Source organism: bacterium, from assembly GCA_016716565.1.
In the GTDB taxonomy this organism is placed as follows: domain Bacteria; phylum Bacteroidota; class Ignavibacteria; order Ignavibacteriales; family Ignavibacteriaceae; genus IGN2.
The window spans coordinates 241886-262063 of the sequence record JADJWC010000004.1; the positions used below are offsets into that span (position 1 = coordinate 241886).

The 20178-nt window shown below is 36.6% G+C and carries 15 protein-coding genes and 1 riboswitch; of the genes, 14 read left to right on the plus strand and 1 reads right to left on the minus strand.

Annotation, left to right across the window (positions count from 1 at the left end):
* Positions 1-59: 59 nt before the first annotated feature.
* A complete protein-coding gene (locus tag IPM14_16480) occupies positions 60-1292 on the plus strand; it encodes an ABC transporter permease (protein ID MBK9099667.1) in 1233 nt (410 codons plus the stop codon).
* Positions 1293-1499: 207 nt separating this feature from the next.
* Here IPM14_16480 and IPM14_16485 read toward each other — a convergent pair whose 3' ends face one another.
* Positions 1500-1919, minus strand: a complete 420-nt coding sequence (locus tag IPM14_16485; protein MBK9099668.1) for a hypothetical protein — start codon at positions 1917-1919, stop codon at positions 1500-1502.
* Positions 1920-2327: 408 nt separating this feature from the next.
* Here IPM14_16485 and IPM14_16490 point away from each other — a divergent pair, with 408 nt between their 5' ends.
* The 13 genes from IPM14_16490 (at position 2328) to IPM14_16550 (ending at position 20147) form a co-directional block, all read left to right on the plus strand.
* Positions 2328-4067 carry a hypothetical protein gene (locus IPM14_16490; GenBank protein ID MBK9099669.1) on the plus strand — a complete coding sequence of 580 codons (1740 nt, stop codon included), beginning with the start codon at positions 2328-2330 and terminating at the stop codon, positions 4065-4067.
* Positions 4006-5808 carry a hypothetical protein gene (locus IPM14_16495; GenBank protein ID MBK9099670.1) on the plus strand — a complete coding sequence of 601 codons (1803 nt, stop codon included), beginning with the start codon at positions 4006-4008 and terminating at the stop codon, positions 5806-5808. The genes IPM14_16490 and IPM14_16495 overlap by 62 nt, the downstream gene beginning before the upstream one ends.
* A 145-nt stretch (positions 5809-5953) precedes the next feature.
* Complete coding sequence (locus IPM14_16500; protein ID MBK9099671.1) at positions 5954-6415, plus strand: NUDIX pyrophosphatase; 462 nt, start codon at positions 5954-5956, stop codon at positions 6413-6415.
* An 89-nt stretch (positions 6416-6504) separates the two neighbouring features.
* Positions 6505-7422, plus strand: a complete 918-nt coding sequence (locus tag IPM14_16505) for a bifunctional hydroxymethylpyrimidine kinase/phosphomethylpyrimidine kinase (GenBank protein MBK9099672.1) — start codon at positions 6505-6507, stop codon at positions 7420-7422.
* Positions 7409-8443: an S-methyl-5-thioribose-1-phosphate isomerase gene (mtnA, locus tag IPM14_16510; protein ID MBK9099673.1), complete on the plus strand. Its 1035-nt coding sequence runs from the start codon at positions 7409-7411 to the stop codon at positions 8441-8443. Before IPM14_16505 ends, mtnA begins: the two co-directional genes overlap by 14 nt.
* Positions 8440-9183, plus strand: a complete 744-nt coding sequence (gene recO, locus IPM14_16515) for a DNA repair protein RecO (GenBank protein ID MBK9099674.1) — start codon at positions 8440-8442, stop codon at positions 9181-9183. Before mtnA ends, recO begins: the two co-directional genes overlap by 4 nt.
* 70 nt (positions 9184-9253) lie before the next feature.
* Positions 9254-10738 carry a Do family serine endopeptidase gene (locus IPM14_16520; GenBank protein MBK9099675.1) on the plus strand — a complete coding sequence of 495 codons (1485 nt, stop codon included), beginning with the start codon at positions 9254-9256 and terminating at the stop codon, positions 10736-10738.
* A gap of 92 nt (positions 10739-10830) precedes the next feature.
* Complete coding sequence (aroC, locus tag IPM14_16525; protein ID MBK9099676.1) at positions 10831-12039, plus strand: chorismate synthase; 1209 nt, start codon at positions 10831-10833, stop codon at positions 12037-12039.
* Position 12040: 1 nt separating this feature from the next.
* Entirely contained in the window at positions 12041-12682 is a 642-nt protein-coding gene (locus tag IPM14_16530; protein ID MBK9099677.1) for an MBL fold metallo-hydrolase, read from the plus strand.
* Positions 12683-12716: 34 nt separating this feature from the next.
* On the plus strand, positions 12717-14261 hold the full coding sequence (locus tag IPM14_16535) for an acyl-CoA carboxylase subunit beta (protein MBK9099678.1): 1545 nt from the start codon (positions 12717-12719) through the stop codon (positions 14259-14261).
* Between the two features lie 112 nt (positions 14262-14373).
* A complete protein-coding gene (locus IPM14_16540) occupies positions 14374-15366 on the plus strand; it encodes a transglycosylase SLT domain-containing protein (GenBank protein MBK9099679.1) in 993 nt (330 codons plus the stop codon).
* Entirely contained in the window at positions 15329-17359 is a 2031-nt protein-coding gene (locus tag IPM14_16545; protein ID MBK9099680.1) for a LysM peptidoglycan-binding domain-containing protein, read from the plus strand. Before IPM14_16540 ends, IPM14_16545 begins: the two co-directional genes overlap by 38 nt.
* A gap of 63 nt (positions 17360-17422) precedes the next feature.
* Positions 17423-17546: riboswitch (TPP riboswitch) on the plus strand.
* Positions 17547-17639: 93 nt separating this feature from the next.
* The gene (locus tag IPM14_16550; protein MBK9099681.1) at positions 17640-20147 is read left to right on the plus strand and encodes a TonB-dependent receptor; all 2508 of its coding nucleotides are present in this window, start codon (positions 17640-17642) and stop codon (positions 20145-20147) included.
* Positions 20148-20178 lie beyond the last annotated feature (31 nt).

Here is a 20178-nt window from a genome sequence, read left to right on the forward strand (position 1 = left end):
AATATTATTTTGCATTAGAAATAAATTTAAATTAATCAGATTTCTATTTCGGGGAAATAATGCGCTTCAGTCAGCTTTTCTTTCTTGCACTCCAATCACTTAAAACTAATCGTCTGCGAACTCTCCTTACTGTTCTTGGAGTTGTTGTTGGAATATTTTCAATAATTGTTGTGATGACAATCGTTACGATGCTTCAGAATACTATCAGTGAGGGTTTTCAATTCCTCAGTAAAAATACTTTTCAAATACAGAAATGGCCTCCAATCCAGACAGGTGGTCACGAAGAACATCAAAAGTACAGGAATAGAAAAGACATAACATTGGAAGAATTTTATCGTTTTGAAGAAATGATGAAAGACGCAAAGACTGTTGGTGCTTACCAGGGTGTCGGAGGGAAGATTATTAAGTACGGAAACAGGGAGACTAACCCAAATACCTACGTTGTTGGAGTAACTGAAGGAGTTTATGCTTCACTCAATCTTGAAATCGAAGACGGACGGGAATTCAGAAGCAACGAGATTGAATATTCAACAAATGTTTGTGTGCTTGGAAATTTTGTCGTTGAAAAACTTCTTTATGATATGGAGCCGGTTGGACAGATAATCAAACTCGACGGATATCCATTGAGAGTTATCGGTACGCTGAAGAAAAAACCAGATTTCTTCGGGCAGACAGTAGATAATTATGTTGTCCTTCCAATTACAACATTCCAGACAATTTATGGAAAGAGAGCCGAGACTGTTGATATTACTGTAATGGCAAACAGCCAGGAAGATTATCAACGCACAATTGAATCTGCAATCGGCTATATGAGGATGGTACGAAAGATTGGACCAAACGAAGAGAATGATTTTGAAGTTTTCAGTAATGAGTCGCTCATCGGTCAGGTGAATGACATAACCGGACCGATTAAAATTGGTGCACTTGCAGTTTCTCTTGTTGCATTAATTGCCGCTGGTGTTGGTATAATGAATATTATGCTTGTCTCTGTTACAGAACGAACGCGTGAAATAGGTATAAGAAAAGCAATCGGTGCGAGGAATTCAAGCATACTGATACAATTTTTAATTGAAGCGATAATACTTTGTCTTATTGGAGGAATAATCGGAATTGCAATAGGTATCGGAGTCGGTAATTTTTTTGGTGGCTTCCTAAATGCAGAAATGGCAATTCCTTATGACTGGGTAGTAATCGGTATTTCAATGTGTGTAGTTGTAGGACTTATCTTCGGAACTTATCCCGCTTACAAAGCCGCTAACCTTGATCCTATTGAAGCGTTGAGGTATGAGTAAATTATAGATTTATATAACGGCGTTGTGCCTAAGCCGAAGCCCCACACAACAATGTTTAATTAACAATATATAATTAACAATTAGAACAAACTTTTTTAACAGTATAACCTTTACCCAGAAAGATTACACGGAGCAACTACTTTTTAAACCGCACAAATGCCAAATGCGAAAATGCTTTCGGCTTGAGGCACGGGTTAGGTTGTTACTCTAATTATTTTTTTTAAGACTGATAACAAAGTTTGACCAATAAGATTCACGTGTATTAGAATTAAAATAAATCGTATCGTTTACGTAACCATTTTTTGAAACTACAATACCTGCATCCCATTTTCCAGGTGGTACTGTTGATTGATATTCAAAATATCCAATACTATCACTAAATGTTACAAATCCATATCGTTTAATGTTTTCCCTATTGAATAATGAATCTTGAACGTTTGGATCAATCAGAATAAACGCTCCTTCAATACCGTCTGATAAATGGAGCGAATTAAACAGACTATCTGCAACAATGTGCGACTTAATAGATCTATCATTAATCACATATCCACGCACTGCTAATAATCCATCGCAACCATAAAAGAAAATTATTAGAATAAATGCTGAAAGAATAAGATATTTTTTCATATACCACCTACATTTTTTTAGCAACCTAACTATTACTTATACTGCACGGAATTATTAGTTAGAGAACGTAGATATGCGTGCAGTTGCATATCTAAGTTCCAGTTTCTTTTATTTTTAGCTAAAAAGTAAATATTTGAAAATATGTTGTGCATATATATCATCCTTGTGTTTGCTGGATAATAATCTACTCCATATTCTCTCTGCAGGATTTCATCGTTCTCCCGTAAACGAAAAACCATAATTGGCAAGTTGTATTAATAGTTGCACCTCAAACTTAGGTCTTGCCTGTTCTAAAATCAACCATTTTATCAACTCATTTGTAATTACATAATCTCCATACTTTCAATATGGACTTGATAATAGCGCTGCTTAAATTTACATTTCAAAATCAAAATCCTTGTTTCGCTTTTGAAATTAAGCAATCTTCGCATCGTCATATTATTCCTGTTAATCCCTGCTTTACCTGAAGTATTAGCTCAGAATCAGTATAATACTATCTCTATCAGCGACACAATCCCGATCAATTTTAATAACCTTTATAATATATCCAGCGTTTCAATTATTCCTTTCTCTGAAAAGATTGAGCTGCGTAACCGTATTCTCGAAAGATTTACGGATTATAATTTTTCATATTCAGCAGCAACGTTTACTTTGTCCGATACTTTGCCGTATTCAATCTTCGATACTTTGATAATTACATACGAAACAATTAAAATCGGTTTGAAGAAGGAGTATAAAAAACGTTCGTTAGTGCTCAAGTACGATGAAAGACGCGGTGATACTCTGCAGGTTGTTCAGACTGAAGGAGGAGGATTTACCCCGGAAGATATTTTTGGTCCGGGCATGCAGAAAAGTGGAACGTTGATAAGAGGATTCACAGTCGGAACAACAAAGGATTTTTCACTCAACAGCGGATTGCGTCTTCAGCTATCCGGAAACTTGACTGAAGACATTGAAATTGTTGCAGCGTTGACTGACCAGAACACTCCCATCCAGCCGGAAGGAAACACTGAACGGCTTGAGGAAGTTGACAATGTATTCATCCAGATAAAACATCAGAATGCTACAGGAACTTTTGGTGATTATACTTTAACAAACCGGAATGGTGAGTTTGGTGTTATCAACCGTAAGCTTCAGGGGTTGATGGGAACTGTGAACTTCAATCCGCACCAGGGTTATGTTGCAGTTGCGGGACAGCGTGGAAAATTCAATTCAATTAATTTCAACGGAACAGATGAAGTCCAGGGTCCTTATAACCTGACTGGTTTGAGTGGAGAGAAAGATATTGTCGTACTCGCCGGAACTGAGAGAGTTTACCTGGATGGAATTGAAATGGTTCGCGGTGAAAATAACGATTACATAATCGAATACTCGAACGCAACAATAACTTTCACTCCCAAAAGATTAATTACAAATGCCAGCAGGATTGCAGTCGATTTTGAATACACTGACCGGAAATATTCCAGGAATTTTTTCGGTACAGGCGGACAATCGTTATTCATAAATGATGAAATGAAAATTGCATTCCAGTATTTGCAGGAAGGCGATGACCAGGATGCCCCAATCGATTTTGCTTTGTCCGAAGAAGACAAACAAATACTTGAGCAGGCAGGTGATGATCCTCTTAATGCAGTGAAGTCCGGAGTATCAATAGCAGCATTGGATTCACTAGGAATTAGAAGAGGCATTTACCAGGCAGTTGACACTCTGATAAATAATGAATTGTTTACTTACTACTTGTATAACCCGGGAGATACTCTTTCTGTATACAATGTTTCATTCAGTTATGTCGGTGAAGGAAACGGTGATTATATTCGTGAAGCACTTGGACAGTTTCGCTTCGTTGGAATTAAGCAGGGAGGTTATTTACCTGTAATCTTTCTTCCGCTTCCACAGTTAAAGCAGTTGGGAAATTTAACCACATCAATTGCACCTTTGGAAAATGTTCAGCTTGATATGGAATATGCGGGAAGTCTCTGGGACAAAAACAGGTTTTCAAATCTTGATGACGGAGATAATTATGGTTACGCGGCAAATGTTTCTCTAAAAGTTCTTCCATCGAATATAAGTCTCGGTTCGCTTAATCTTGGCAAGGCAGGATTTTTCCTACAAAGAAAGATTCATCAACAAAAAATTTACTTCAACTGACAGGTTCAACGAAGTTGAGTTTGACCGGATATACAACACTTCAGGTTCATCGACACAGGAAGATGAGCAATTTAGAGAAGCTCGTTTAAATCTCATTCCGATTGAGCAGTTGAGCATCACTTCATTGGCAGGATTTCTGAAAAGAGGAGATTTGTTTCAGTCAAACAGATATAACAATGCAATCAGGTTTTTTGACCAAACCACATACAACATTTTCTATAATCTCGACTATGTTGACACAAAAAATCAAAATAACACAACTGATTGGTGGCGTCACGCAGGTGATGCTCATTATATTTTCTGGAATCTGATAAAACCGGGATTCAATTATCTCGCTGAAAACAAAAAAGGTTATGGAGCAAACAAAGATTCACTGATTGCTGGAAGTCTTGAGTATTATGAACTGAATCCATATCTGCAGCTTCTTGAGATTGAGGGATTCAGCTTCACAGCAAAATATTCGCGTCGTGATGATTATTTACCTCTGGCTGGAAATATGGCAAAAGAATCAATTGCGCGAGCACAGATTTACGATCTCGCTTACAGAGGAATTGAGGAAGTATCAACAACTTTAAATCTGACGATCAGGAATAAAAATTATTCAGAGACTTACAAGCAATTTGGTTATCTGGATACGGAACAACTGCTTGTCAGATCACAATCGAAGTTTGCTTTTTGGGAAAATATCCTCAACGGAGATCTTTACTATGAAGTGTCAACGGAAAAGCAAGCCAGGCTCGAAAAAATATTTGTGCGTGTGGAGCAGGGAACAGGTAATTATAAATTCCTCGGTGATTTGAATAATAATGGAATAGCCGATGATACTGAATTTGAACCAACACTTTTTGATGGTGATTATGTACTCATTACGTTTCCAACTGATGAACTTTTTCCTGTCATAAATCTGAAGACAAATACACGATGGAAAATTCAATACGCTGATATATTTGATAAGAATACTTTTATCGGTACAGTTCTCGAACCGCTATCTACTGAAACATCATGGAGAATTGAAGAGATTACCCGTGAGGAAGACCTTTCAAAAATCTATTTGCTTCAGCTTAATTTTTTTCAGCAGGAAGGCGTTACGATTCGTGGAGCAAACTTTTTTCAGCAGGATATTTTTATAAATGAAAACAGGCAGGATCTTTCTTTCAGATTCAGGTATTCGCAGAGATTAGCAATGAGTGAGTTTAATACCGGTGTTGAGAACGGTTACAACAGGGAAAGGAGTTTAAGGATCAGGTTTAAAATGATCAAAGAAGTCAGCAATCAAACTGATTTTGTTAATTTGACTGACGACGTTTCGGCACCTGAGCCGTCAACAAGAAACAGGCAGATATTGGACAATAATATCACAACAGATTTTTCATATCGACCGGTTGGAAATGTTGAAGTGGGCTTTAAAATTAAAGTCGGAAAAAGCGAAGATAATTTTCCTGAATCGCCGACGGTAATTGATTTGAATTCACAGCTTGGCAGATTTAATCTTTCTTTTGCACAAACAGGAAGATTAAGAATTGAAATTGAAAGAACCGAGTTGATAGTAAATACATTGGAAAATATAATTCCCTATGAGATGCTTAATGGAAATCAGATAGGGAAGAATTATTATTGGCGTTTGAATTTTGATTACAGGATTGCATCGTTCTTGCAAACTACAGTCGGTTATGACGGAAGATTGCAGGGTGAAAGCAGAGTTGTTCACACAGCAAGAGCTGAAGCGAGAGCGTATTTCTGAGCCCAAGTAATACCGATTGTTTGATTGGTTGATTGGCTGAATGAGTGAGTAAAAATTGATTTGTTCAATCTATTCAATCAATCATTCAATCTTAATTTGAAGACGTTAATAAATAATTTAGAAAATTGTTTTCAAAGGAATAATTATGAATATAGTATCGACATTGATTGAAGCACATATTTTCAAAACTACAGGAAGTAAAATTGAATTTCTCCTCCTGAAAAGATCTGAAGGGCAGCCTTATCCCGGTTTGTGGCAAATGGTAACTGGCAAAATAAAACAAAATGAAAAAGCTTATCAGACTGCGTTGAGAGAAATTAAGGAAGAAACAGGATTGGTTCCTGTTCAGCTTTGGGTTGCACCAACAGTAAATTCTTTCTACGAACCGAAAGATGAATACATCTGTCTGCTTCCCGTGTTCGCAGCGAGAGTTGAAGCGGATGAAATTAAATTGAGTAAAGAACACACAGAATATCAATGGGTTGATAAATCGACAGCACAGAGATTTCTTGCGTGGGAAGGTCAGCGTAAAGCGGTGCAGATAATTGAAGATTATTTTCTGAACGAAAAAAGTTTCTTCCACTTTGTTGAAATTAAAATTGAGTGACTAACTTGCATTTGTACTCCTCCAATTATGTATTAAAACATCAATTGATTAATTTTCGCATCATTTCATAATAAAATTTAAGGATTGCTTTGAGTTTGCTCGTTGTTGGTTCTGTTGCTTTAGATTCCGTTGAAACTCCGTTTGACAAAATAGATGACGCTCTTGGAGGTTCAGCCACCTACATTTCACTTGCTGCAAGTTACTTCTCCGCTCCGGTCGAGTTAATTGGTGTCGTTGGGAATGATTTTCCTAAAAAATATATCGATATGCTTGAACAGCATAACATCGGACTTGAAGGCTTGCAAATAATCGAAGGCGAAAAAACATTTCGATGGGGAGGGAAGTATCACTACGATTTGAATGTCCGTGATACATTATTCACTGAGTTGAATGCATTTCAAAATTTCAATCCAATAATTCCCGAAAAATTCAGAAAAGCAAAATATATCTGCCTTGGCAATATTGATCCAATTCTTCAAATGAAAGTGCTCGACCAGGTTTCGGATCCGCAATTTGTTGTCTGCGATACAATGAACTTATGGATAAACTTAATGAAACAGGATTTGATAAAATTATTAAAGCGTGTAAATGTTTTTATCCTGAATGATTCAGAAGCAAGAATGCTTACTGAAGAACCGAACCTGATAAAAGCTGCAAGACAAATTCGTCAGATGGGTCCCGAAATTCTGATCATCAAAAAAGGCGAGCACGGTGCAATGCTGTTTACAGAAGACACAATATTTTCTGCGCCTGCATATCCAATGGAAATAATTTTAGATCCAACCGGTGCCGGTGATACTTTTGCTGGTGGATTCATCGGCTATTTACATAAAACAAGAGAACTCGATTCTGATAATATAAAAAGAGCAGTGATATACGGCAGCGCAATGGCTTCATTCTGTGTCGAAAAATTCAGCACGAAAGCTTTAGAAGATTTATCCTATCTTCAAATACAGGATCGGTTCAGAGAATTCAAGAAATTATCCACCTTTGATGAAACCAACTGAGTACTTTTCCGTAAGATTTGTCCATAAGGACTCCTATGGAGAGCAGGATAAGCTGACGTTTCTCGATCAGACAAAACTTCCACTCGAAGAAAATTATATTGAGACTGATGATTACATTCGAATTGCCGAAGCAATTGAGAAACTGGAAGTTCGAGGCGCACCATTAATTGGAATCGCTGCTGCCTACGCGCTTGCTCTCTCACTAAAGAATATCAAATCTGACATTGAACATAAATTTAATTCTGCTTATAAACGATTAGCTGAAACAAGACCAACTGCAGTTAATTTGTTTCAAGCATTAGATGAAATGAAAGCAGCGTTTGAGAACATTACGGATAAAACTTCTGCATACGAGATTTTAAAATCAAAGGCAATTGAAATTCATAAGAAAGACGAAGAATTTTGTTTGCGTATTGGAAGGAACGGCTTGAGTCTGTTCAAACAGATATCAAATGTGCTGACTCACTGCAACACAGGAAAGCTTGCAACCGGCGGACTTGGTACTGCTTTCGGAATTATAAAAACTGCTTTTGAAAACGGATTAGTAAACCATGTTTTTGCAGATGAAACCAGACCTTTGATGCAGGGTTTACGACTAACAACTTTCGAACTCGACAGGAGCGGGATTCCATTTACAATGCAGACAGATTCATCTGCTGCTGAACTGATGAAACAAGGAAAAGTTGATCTTGTAATAACAGGTGCTGACCGGATTGCGCTCAACGGTGATTCTGCTAATAAAATTGGTACATACAATCTGGCTATACTTGCTAACTTTCATAATATTCCATTTTACATCGCAGCACCTTCTACAACTATTGATAGAAAAATTCCATCAGGAAAAGAAATAGTAATCGAGTACAGAAATAAGAAAGAACTCTTTTATATAAATGATGTGCTTATCGCATCCGAAAATTTTGATGCATTCACTCCTGCTTTTGATGTAACTCCCGCCCATCTTATTTCAGGAATTATAACAGAAGAAGGTTTATTTACTTTTCCATACAACTTCATCCGATGAGTGAAATCCTTAAAACGGAAGCCGTAGTTCTGAGCAAGATGAACTATGGCGATACAAGTAGTATCGTGTCATTATTTACCGAAGATTATGGTAAAGTAAGTCTCATTGTTAAAGGGGCAAGATCACCAAAATCAAAGTATGGAAAAATTGTTGACCCCCTGAATTACCTTTCGATTGTTTTCTACAAAAAGGAATCAAGAGAAATTCAATTACTCTCGCAAGCTGATCTGATTGAACATTACCAGCGGATTAAAAGTGATATTGACAGAATAGAATACGCACTGGCAGTAATTGAGCTTGTCAAGTATATCCTGGCAGATTCAGAGGTGAATAAAAAAATTTTCAAGGCTACAACCAGAATACTTTCGCGGTTAAATACGGGTGATGAAGCACCAGAAATCAGCTTTGGCAGGTTTTTTCTTTTTATTCTTAAAGAGACCGGATTTGAAATTCAGATCGATGCCTGTGCAATCTGCGGTAAAACTAAATTCAACGAAAAATTGTTCTATAATTTTGAAAAAGGATTGATTTGTGGTGAATGTAGAAAATCAGTGGTTGATATTTATGATGTAAATTTGGAACTTTTGGAGTATTTAAAATGTCTAAAAAACAATGAATCGGCTGATAATTTTGGTAATCTAATAAGACGTAAAGCAATAAATTTTATGGAAAGTCATTTAAAATATCATTTGTCAGGTTTCAAAGGTCTTAGTTCAATAAAACTGTTTAATGAGAGGTAGTATAGGATTATTTCTACTATCCTGAAATAATCAGGAAAAATTATTTAATGTAAATTCATTGGGAGAAAAAATGAAAATAAAAGGAATCGTTGGTGCACTGACGCTATTATTCATTGGGATATTGTTCGGTGCCATTCTCGTATCAGGATTTGGTTTAGTACGGCCTGGACTTGCAGATATAAATCTTGGTGCTTCTGAACCACCAGTAAAATTGGATGCAGATGCTTCATCATTTAGTCAGGCCTTCATTGAAGTAGCAGAAAAAGTTACTCCGGCGATAGTTCAAATCGCTGTGGTTTCCGAAAGAGAAAATCCACACAGTGATTGGTTCTTCTTTCCGTTTAAAGATATGCCTAAAGAGCAGAAGGGTTCCGGAAGCGGAATAATTATTTCAGAGGATGGTTACATCGTTACTAATAACCATGTCGTTGAAAATGCAAGTAAAGTTACTGTTGGACTTTCAGATAAAAGACAGTTCGATGCAGTTGTGGTTGGAACAGATCCACTTACAGATCTTGCAGTGGTTAAAATTGAAGAGGACAATTTGCCAGTAGCATTTTTGGGTAATTCAGATAACTTAAAAGTTGGTCAATGGGTTATGGCTATTGGGAATCCACTTTCTCTTAGTTCAACAGTTACTGCTGGTATTGTAAGTGCAATAGGTCGCGGACAGCTCGGATTAATCCGTGATAGTTATGGTGTTGAAAACTTTATTCAGACTGATGCCGCCATAAATCCCGGCAACAGTGGTGGAGCACTCGTTGATCTGTCAGGCTCAGTAATTGGAATTAATTCAGCAATTGCAGCTGGCGGTGGTGGAACTTACATAGGTTATGGATTTGCGATACCAATAAATCTGGCAAAAGCCGTTGCGCAGGATTTGATCGCACATGGAAAAGTTAGCAGAGGTTATATTGGAATTAACATTGGTGAAGTTGATAACGCAATTGCAAAATCTCTTGGAATGGATAAACCAAAGGGAATAATAATTCAAGGTATCGTTGAAGATGGTGCTGCTTCGAAAGCTGACTTAAAGGCTGGAGATATTATTCTTGAAATTGATGGAAGGGAAGTTAACAAACCAAATGAACTTCAGAGTTATGTGGCTTCATTAACAGCAGGAACTACTGTTAATCTGAAAATATTCAGAGATGGTAAAACTCTAGATAGAAAAGTAACACTCAAAGCTCGCGATGAAGATATTAAGACAGAACCGGTATCCGATAACAATGATTCAAAAGAGAAAAAAGAGTCTGGATCATCAACAGCTAAATTTGATAACCTAGGCTTGACTGTTAAAAATCTTACTGAAAAAGATAGGACAGATTTTAAACTCAGCTCAGGTGTACTAATTACGGAAGTAAAGCCATTCAGCAAAGCTGAAGACCAGAGATTATTTTCAGGTTTGGTAATTACCGAGGCAGATAAAGAAAAAGTAAGCAATGTGGAAGATTTCAAAGATATCGTTGACAGAAAGAAAGGCTCAGCTTTACTTTTAAAAGTCGTTGACAGAGAAGGCAACAACAGGTTTGTTGGTATTGAAATACCTGAATAACCAATTAAAGAATAGATGATTTATGTGCGTCCCGATTTTTATCGGGACGTTTTTTTTATATTTGTCAGTAAACTAATATTAAAAAATCAATGATCAGATTTCTTACTGCCGGCGAATCACACGGTAAAGCACTTGTAACAATTGTTGAAGGATTTCCCTCAAATCTTCCAATCAATGCAGATTACATTAATCAGCAGTTAAAGCGAAGACAAAGCGGATATGGCCGTGGTGCGAGAATGAAAATTGAATCGGACTCTGTTCAAATATTAAGTGGTATTCGATTCGGAAAAACTATCGGTTCTCCAATTTCATTCTTAATTGAAAATAAAGATTGGGTGAACTGGCAGGAAATTATGAATATTAATAAAATTTCTGGATCAGTTGACAAAATTACAATTCCACGTCCCGGTCACGCTGATTTGGTTGGGATTACTAAACATAATTTTGATGATATCAGAAATTCTATCGAACGTTCAAGTGCCCGGGAAACTGCAGCAAGAGTAGCTGCTGGTTCGGTTGCGAGACTATTTCTTGAGCATTTTGGTATTCACATCGGAAGTTTTGTTGAGAGTATTGGAGGGATCTACTCAACGCAGGATTATTATAACAAATTACTTCAGAATAAATATCCATTAAAAAAATCTGCAGCAGAAATATCAGAAAAGGCGGATAAAAGTTCAGTCAGGGTTCTTGACAATATTCAAGAAAATAAAATCATAAAAAAAATAAAATCAATTAAGAAAAACGGAGATACTCTCGGAGGCACTTTTATAACTATCGCGACAGGTGTCCCTGTTGGGTTAGGAAGTTTTATGCATTTTGACAGAAAGCTTGATGCGGATATTGCTTTCAATATGATGTCAATAAATGCAGTTAAGGGTGTTGAAATCGGAATTGGATTTGAAAGTGCTGAAATGACAGGTTCAAAAGTTCACGATGAAATTATTTTTAAAGACAAAACCTTCTCAAGAAAAACAAACTTCGCCGGAGGAATTGAAGGTGGAATTTCTGACGGGTTGCCTATTGTAGTAAGAGCTGCTATGAAACCAATTTCAACTCTGGCAAAACCTCTATCAAGCATTGATCTGAGCACAAAGAAAAAAATCAAGTCACGCTACGAACGAAGTGATTTCACTGCAGTACCTGCATGTTCTGTCATTTCTGAAAGTGCATTATCCTGGGTAATTGCAAAGCATTTTCTTGAAAAGTTTGGTGGTGATTCAATTGAAGAAACAAGTGATAACTTCAATTCATTCATAAAAAAATCTCCTGCAAGAATAAAAAAGGGATTCAGTAAATAATATGTTGAAGGTGAAAGTATTTACGTTCAATTTATTCTCAGAGAACACAATTATAATTTGGGATGAAGAAACTTGTGAGGCTGCTATTGTTGATCCGGGAAATTCATCACCAACAGAGGATGATGAACTTATCAATTTTATTTCATCAAATAATTTGCAGATAAAATTTTTGATTAACACTCATTGCCATATCGACCATATTCTTGGATGCAGATTTATAAAAGAAAAATATAATCCTGTTTACTACGCACCTGAACTCGATATTCCATTGCTTGAACATGCTCAGCAGCAGGCACAAATGTTTGATATAAATCTTGAACAACCACCAAAGCCGGATAAGCTGATTACAGAACAAACGGAAATTGCAATAGGTGAATCGATACTTAAATTTATCTTTACACCCGGACACACACCAGGTGAATACTGTATTTATCTCCAAAAAGAAAAAATCTGTATTACCGGTGATGTATTATTTAATGAAAGTATCGGCAGAACTGATCTTTGGGGCGGAAACTATGAAACTTTACTTAATTCAATTCAGGAAAAATTATTTCTACTTGATGATGATGTTGTAATTTATCCGGGACATGGTGACCCAAGTACAATTGGATATGAAAAACAGAATAATCCTTTTCTGGTATAGCAAAACATTTCAGAATTAATTCGTGGACTTTGTGATGAAAGAAAAAATTGACAAGCTGTTAAAATTAAAAGAAGAAGCTAAACTTGGTGGAGGTGAGGAAAGAATAAAAAGCCAGCACGAAAAAGGTAAGCTCACAGCGCGTGAACGAATTGAATTGCTGGTTGATGAAGGAAGTTTTGAAGAAGTCGATATGTTTGTAAAACATCGGGCAAGAGATTTTGGTCTTGATAAACAGCATTATCCCGGTGATGGAGTTGTTACCGGCTTTGCAAAAATTGATGGAAGACCGATAGCATTATTCAGTCAGGATTTTACAGTGTTCGGCGGTTCACTTTCCGAAGCACACGCTGAGAAGATTGTAAAAGTGATGAAGATGGCAATGAAAGCTGGTATTCCGGTTATTGGATTAAATGATTCAGGTGGTGCGAGAATCCAGGAAGGTGTCGTAAGTCTTGGAGGTTACGCTGATATTTTCCTTCTGAATACACTTGCTTCAGGAGTTGTTCCGCAGATTTCCGTGATACTTGGGCCTTGTGCTGGCGGAGCGGTTTACTCACCCGCAATAACTGATTTTGTATTTATGGTGAAGCGAACCAGCTATATGTTTGTCACAGGACCAAATGTTGTCAAAACAGTAACGCACGAAGATGTAACATTTGAAGATCTCGGAGGTGCAGAAACTCATGCAAGCAAAAGCGGAGTTGCTCATTTCATCTTCGAAAATGAAATTGAAACTCTGTTGAACGTACGAAAACTAATTGGTTACCTTCCATTAAACTATAGAGACAAAAGCCCGGAAATAGTTTTTGACCAGAATAAACTTAATCCGGAACCGAGGCTTGATAAAATAATTCCTGATAATCCAAATAAGCCATACGATATGAAAGAGATAATTTTTATGCTTGCTGATGATCAGGAATTTTTAGAGGTTCAACAGTATTACGCTGAGAATATCATCTGTGGTTTTTGCAGACTGGGTGGAATGGCAGTTGGAGTAATTGCTAATCAACCTGCAGTTCTGGCAGGAGTATTAGATATAAATGCTTCAACTAAAGCTGCACGTTTTGTAAGATTTTGTGATGCTTTTAATATACCAATGCTGGTTCTCGAAGATGTACCTGGATTTTTACCGGGTACCGAGCAAGAATGGAATGGAATAATCCGTCATGGAGCTAAATTATTGTATGCTTTCAGTGAAGCTACTGTTCCGAAAGTTACAGTCATAGTCAGAAAGGCGTATGGAGGAGCGTATGATGTTATGAACTCCAAGCACATCAGAGGTGATTTTAACTTTGCGTGGCCTTCAGCAGAGATTGCAGTAATGGGTCCGAAAGGTGCAGTTGAGATCATCTTTAAAAAAGAAATTGCAAAAGCATCCGATCCCGAAAAGGAGATTGAGAAAAAATTATCCGAGTACATCGATAAATTTGCAAATCCTTACATAACTGCCGAAAGAGGATATGTAGATGATGTAATTGTGCCCAGTGAAACAAAGACAAAGCTAGTAAATGCATTTAATTTACTTCGCACAAAAGTTGATACTAATCCGAAGAAGAAACATGGCAATATACCTTTATAGAACTTAACTTTTTGTTATTAGAAGAGTTATAGCAAACATTTGATTTTCCACTTGATAAAGGATATATTAACCGCTAAATTTGACAAAGTAATTTTAAAACCAGAGAGAACACATGAGGCGAATCTTACTTAAGTTACCAATCATACTTTCGATAATTGCAATTATTTATTCTTGCAGTGGCAGTGACGAAATTACCAAGAAAAAAGAAGATGCAATTAACAACAAAGGTAATGTTGTTACTGAGATGCTTGAACAGGCAAGACAGTTCTATCTTACCGCCCTCGAAAAACAGAATTCAAACCAGGTTGAAGAAGCTGTGCAGAATTATGAATCCGCATTGAGGATAATTAATAATCTTAGTTATTATCCTGGAGTAGATGATAATGAATCATACATTGAGCTCGAGACAGCAATTATCGAAGACTATAAATCTTATGTTGATGGTTTGTCAGAACTTCCTCCAGGAATGTCATTAGCTGCTTTGGAGGAGTGGATGAAAGGATATGTGTCTGAGATCGAGCTTACTGATGATGAAAAACAAGAGAGAGAAATTATCCCTGCCGATATTCCTCTGGAAGTTAATGGTTATGTGGAGCAATATCTTACCTATTTTACCGGTAAGGGTGAGAGGTCAATGCGTCTGTGGCTTGAGAGATCAGGCAAGTACTTTCCGATGATGTCGAGTATTTTTGCTTCGGAAGGAGTTCCGAAACAGCTAATGTATTTAAGTATGATGGAGTCAGGATTGAATCCAACAGCCAGATCCTGGGCTCGAGCGGTTGGGCTTTGGCAATTCATAAAATCAACCGGAAATCTGTATGGATTGGATGGAAATTTCTATTATGATGAAAGAAGAGATCCTGTTAAATCAACTACTGCAGCAGCAAAACATTTAAAAGATTTATACACTTCATTAGGTGATTGGTACCTGGCACTTGCGGCTTATAATTGCGGTGAAGGACGGGTACGAAGAGCTATGATGAAATCAGGTGCAAATGACTTCTGGTCTTTAAGAAAACACCTTCCAAGAGAAACAAGAAATTATACCTCAATATATTGCTGTTTGTATGATAGCTATGGATCCGGTCGCATACGGTTTCAGTAATATTGATTATCACAAGCCATATGAATTTCAGACATACAATGTTCCCGGTGCGGTTGATCTTGGATATCTTGCAACAGTAGCGGGAACAGATCTTGTGACTTTACAGGATATGAATCCTGAGCTTACACAGCTAAGTACACCTCCGGATTTTCCCGGCGGTTATCCTCTCAAAATTCCAAAAGGTTCATACGAACAGTTCGCAGCACAAATGCAGAACATTCCGGAAACTGCTCGCAGGACATTTCTGGTTCACGAAGTCAGAAAGGGTGAGACACTCAGCAAAATTTCCAAAAAGTACGGAGTTTCAATTTATGAGCTTGCAGATGCTAATAATATTTCCACCAAATCGAAATTGTATGTAGGTGTGCCATTAAGAATTCCGGTTCTTGTTAATCCTAATGAGAATGATTACTCATACAATACAGATATTACCGTTGCCCAGGATAATGGAAATAATACTGATCAGGAATACGTCTCTCCATATCTATCACTAACCAGTAATGATGAAATATCAGTATCTGAAGAAAATGTTGTGGATGTTTCAGAATCTACGATTAATGAAGAACAGAATAAATCTTTAATCGCAGAATCTTTTACGGACGAAAAAGAAACCGTAGGCACTATTGATGCAATTGTCCCTGAAGGATTTGTTTCTGTTACTTACCGTGTTAAAAAGGATGACAGCTTACTCGGAATTGCAGATCTTTTTAATTCTAGAGTGAGTGATATTAGAAACTGGAACAATATACCATATACTTCAACAATAAAAGTTGGGCAGCAAATAACTGTTTATGTACCTGAGGAACAGCAGAATTATTATGCAAGTCTGGACAAGAGTACAGAGATTGAAGAAAAGGCGCCGAAAGTATATGATGAAACCAGTAAACCTTCTTATGTTTATCACAAAATCAGCCGAGGCGAAAATCTTGGTTTAATAGCAACACAATACGGCGTTAGTATTGCAGCCATAAAAGAATGGAATAATCTGAATTCCAATAAAATTGTTGCCGGTAAAAAATTAAAAATTTATACTGACGAAAATTATGCTCCGGTTAGCAAAGACTATGCTTCAAAAAATACAAAAGGTAATTTATATTATTATAAAGTGAAGAAAGGCGACACAATTAGTCAGATTGCAGAAAGATATCACGTTTCTTCAGCTGAATTGAAAAAATGGAACGGACTTAAGAGCAATAATATAAAATCCGGACAGACGCTAAAACTTTACAGCAGTGAGACAAGCTCCAACTTGGTCGAGAGTACAACAACATCATCCGGAAATGTTACATATCATAAAATTAAATCTGGTGAATCCTTGGGCAGCATTGCTGAATTATATAAAGTGACTGCTGCTGATTTAAGAGAATGGAATGACATTGATGGCAGTAAAATTATTGCTGGCAATACTCTGAAGATATATTCTGAAGAAATACCAACTACACCAACAAATACTGGGTCACAGAAGACAGAATTGAATAGTGAATCAATTACACATCAGATTCAATCTGGCGAAACAATTATTGGTATTTCTGATTTATATGGTGTTTCGGTTGAGGAAATTAAAAGATGGAATAACCTGAGCAGCAGTAAAATTGTTGCAGGTAAGTCTTTAATCATCTACACAAACGGAAACGGGCATAATAAAGTATCAAATACTAATGTAACCCTGAATAATACTGGACAATCAAAAGTTCATAAAGTAAAGAGAGGCGAAACACTTGGTGGTATCGCAATTAAATACAATGTGAGTCTTTCCAGTCTTCAGAAATTAAACAACATAAGCGGGAATAAAATTATTGTTGGACAGGAATTAAAAATTCCTGGCAGCAATTATAGTTCTATCAGTTCAAAAGATGGATACCATATTGTTGAAAGTGGTGAAACCCTTTATTCTATAGCGAATAAATACAAAACATCAGTTCAAAAAATTAAGACTTTAAACAATCTGTCTAATAGTAAAATAATGGTCGGGCAGAAATTAAAAATAGGTTGAATTCGTATTATTAGTTTATTAAGTTTTAAGCCAGTAAGTATCGTTCTTTAAATAATTATAAATTATAGCCGTTAGGGGTGTTATCCCAAGCCAGTCCCGACTAGTCGGGATAATCTGGGATGACTGAGATAATACTCTAACACCTGATCTGGGTAATGCCAGCGTAGGGAAACGGGCTAAAAGCCTTCTCTAGATTTAGATATGATTAAGATTTTAGCCGTTTCTCCGAAGGAGTCCTTCGGACAATAAACGGCTTTTTTATTTTAAACCGGAGGGTAAAATGAAAATCTTATTCATTCTATTTTTCTTATTCTATTTTTCTTCGTTTGCACAGCAGCAATTAACCATCCAGGGTAAAGTCGTTGATGCAGAAACAAATTCACCGCTTTCGAATGTAAATATTTTTATTTCAAGAATTGCAGGAACCGGAACATTCTCCGATATTAATGGGGAATTCTTCCTGTCAGCAGAATTAAAGGATACAGATACTCTTTTAATAAGTCATCTTGGATACGAAACCGGAAAAGTAACTCTGAATCAATTACTTAGTATTCCTTCTGTGCAAGAAGCAACAGTGAATGTCATTTACACCTTTCATCTGAATAAAAAAGCAATACCATCGCAAACAATTCTTGTTGAAGCATCAGTCGGAGTGAAGGGAATTACTCCGATTGCTTTCGATCAGATCAAAGCCAAAGAGATCGAAAAAAAATATACTCTTTATGATGTGCCTAAATATTTGAGTGAACTTCCTTCCACAACATTCTATTCCGAAAGCGGAAACGGAATTGGTTACAATTATTTAAGCATTAGAGGTTTTGATCAAAGAAGAATAACAGTATCGATAAATGGCATTCCACAAAACGACCCGGAAGATCATAATGTTTATTGGCTGGATTTCCCTGACTTGTTAGCGAGCACAGAATTGATTCAAGTTCAGCGAGGAGCCGGTTCAGGAGTTTTTGGTTATCCGGCAATCGGTGGTTCAATAAATATTATCACATCAAATTTTTCGGACAAAACTAAACTTGAACTATCAGCTTCGTACGGTTCATACGTAACAAGAAAATACTCAGCAGCTTTTTCAAGTGGATTAATTGATGAAAAATATTCTGTATATGCAAAGCTTGGACAAATCTTAAGTTCAGGATATAAGCAGCAAACCTGGGTAGATTTTAAAAGTTATTTTCTATCGGCAGTTAGGTATGATAAAAATCTAACGACTCAACTTAACTTTTTCGGTGGACCGGTTGCAGATGGTTTGGGTTATACAGGTGTTGCTAAATTCGCAGTGAAGGATAAAAATCTGCGGAGAGAAAATTATTCATACTGGGAAGCTGATGACAATGGTTATACTTATACTCTTCAACGCAGACCTGAAGAAATAGAAAACTTTTCCCAGCCGCATTTTGAACTGTTAAATGATTGGCAGATAAATGAAAGGTTAAAAATGAACTCAGCTCTGTTTTTAGTTTTAGGTGAAGGCTTTTTTGATTATGATGGTTCGTGGTCAGTTTTTTATGATGATTATTTCAGGCTGAAGGAAAATGGATTTGATACTTCATTCGTACCTACAAATGCTTTGATACGAGCGAAAGTTGAAAACAAACAATATGGTTGGATTCCAAGATTCAGTCTTGAACATTCAAACGGCACTTTATTTTTCGGAGCTGAATTTCGGAAACACAATTCGATCCATTGGGGAGCAATAAATTATGCTGAAAATCTTCCTTCCGGAGTCACAAAAAATTATAAATATTATTCTTATGAAGGAGCTAAAGATATTTTTAGTGTGTTCGTAAATGAATCATACAAAATAAATGAAACTTGGAACATACTTGGTGAATTACAACTTTCTTATCATAAATACAGATTATTTAATGAGGCGTATGTCGGAACTGATTTTTCGATCACTAACACTTTTCTGAATCCGAGAGTTGGAATTAACTTTAAGCCAATTCAGCCTCTGAATATTTATTTCTCCTTTGCCAGAGTTTCTCGTGAACCGCGACTGAAAGAATATTACGATGCAGCTGAATCAAGCGGGGGAGAAGTTCCTCAATTCCAGGTTAATGCAGATGGTTCCTATAATTTTGATGAACCGCTTGTTAAGCCAGAAACAATGAATGATTTTGAACTCGGTGCGGCATGGAATGAGGATAATCTATCGATTACTCTTAACTTTTTTTATATGTTATTTAAAGATGAAATCGTGAAAGACGGTCAGGTGGATAGATTCGGTCAGCCGACCACTGGAAATGTTGATCGTACTGTTCATATTGGCGCCGAGCTTTCTGCAATAATGAAACTCTGGAATGATCGTATTGAATTATTCGGGAATGCAACATTCAGCAAAAACACAATCGAAGAAGGCGGATTTTTTATCGATGAACAAAACTCAATTGACCTCAGCGGAAACAGGATAAGCGGGTTTCCTGATATGTTAGCCAATGTTGGTGTTGCAATTAATCACTCCGGTTTTTATCTAAGATTGACTGGCAAATATGTTGGTGAATTTTTCTCTGATAATTATGATAATAGACTTACATCTTATTTAACTCAATATCCTGGTTTTGTTGATTACGCTGATAACCTCAACGAAGCTTATTTTGTTTCAGACGTATTTTTGAGTTATGAATTTTCTTTACTGAATTTTTTAACTCCATGGAAAGTTTATCTGCAGGTTAATAATATTTTCGATAATTTGTATTCGGCTTATGCAATCGGTAAGGAATTTTTTCCAGCTGCTGAAAGAAACTGGCTTGCTGGAGTACAGGTTGGGTTATAATTATTTGTAGCACAGATTTTTAATCTGTGCA

Bases quoted from the DNA above. Each gene is read 5' to 3' on its own strand.
- IPM14_16480 (MBK9099667.1), top strand. From the start codon at position 60: ATGCGCTTCAGTCAGCTTTTCTTTCTTGCACTCCAATCACTTAAAACT.
- IPM14_16485 (MBK9099668.1), bottom strand. From the start codon at position 1,919: ATGAAAAAATATCTTATTCTTTCAGCATTTATTCTAATAATTTTCTTT.
- IPM14_16500 (MBK9099671.1), top strand. From the start codon at position 5,954: ATGAATATAGTATCGACATTGATTGAAGCACATATTTTCAAAACTACA.
- mtnA (MBK9099673.1), top strand. From the start codon at position 7,409: ATGAAACCAACTGAGTACTTTTCCGTAAGATTTGTCCATAAGGACTCC.
- recO (MBK9099674.1), top strand. From the start codon at position 8,440: ATGAGTGAAATCCTTAAAACGGAAGCCGTAGTTCTGAGCAAGATGAAC.
- IPM14_16520 (MBK9099675.1), top strand. From the start codon at position 9,254: ATGAAAATAAAAGGAATCGTTGGTGCACTGACGCTATTATTCATTGGG.
- IPM14_16530 (MBK9099677.1), top strand. From the start codon at position 12,041: ATGTTGAAGGTGAAAGTATTTACGTTCAATTTATTCTCAGAGAACACA.
- IPM14_16535 (MBK9099678.1), top strand. From the start codon at position 12,717: ATGAAAGAAAAAATTGACAAGCTGTTAAAATTAAAAGAAGAAGCTAAA.
- IPM14_16540 (MBK9099679.1), top strand. From the start codon at position 14,374: ATGAGGCGAATCTTACTTAAGTTACCAATCATACTTTCGATAATTGCA.
- IPM14_16545 (MBK9099680.1), top strand. From the start codon at position 15,329: ATGATAGCTATGGATCCGGTCGCATACGGTTTCAGTAATATTGATTAT.
- IPM14_16550 (MBK9099681.1), top strand. From the start codon at position 17,640: ATGAAAATCTTATTCATTCTATTTTTCTTATTCTATTTTTCTTCGTTT.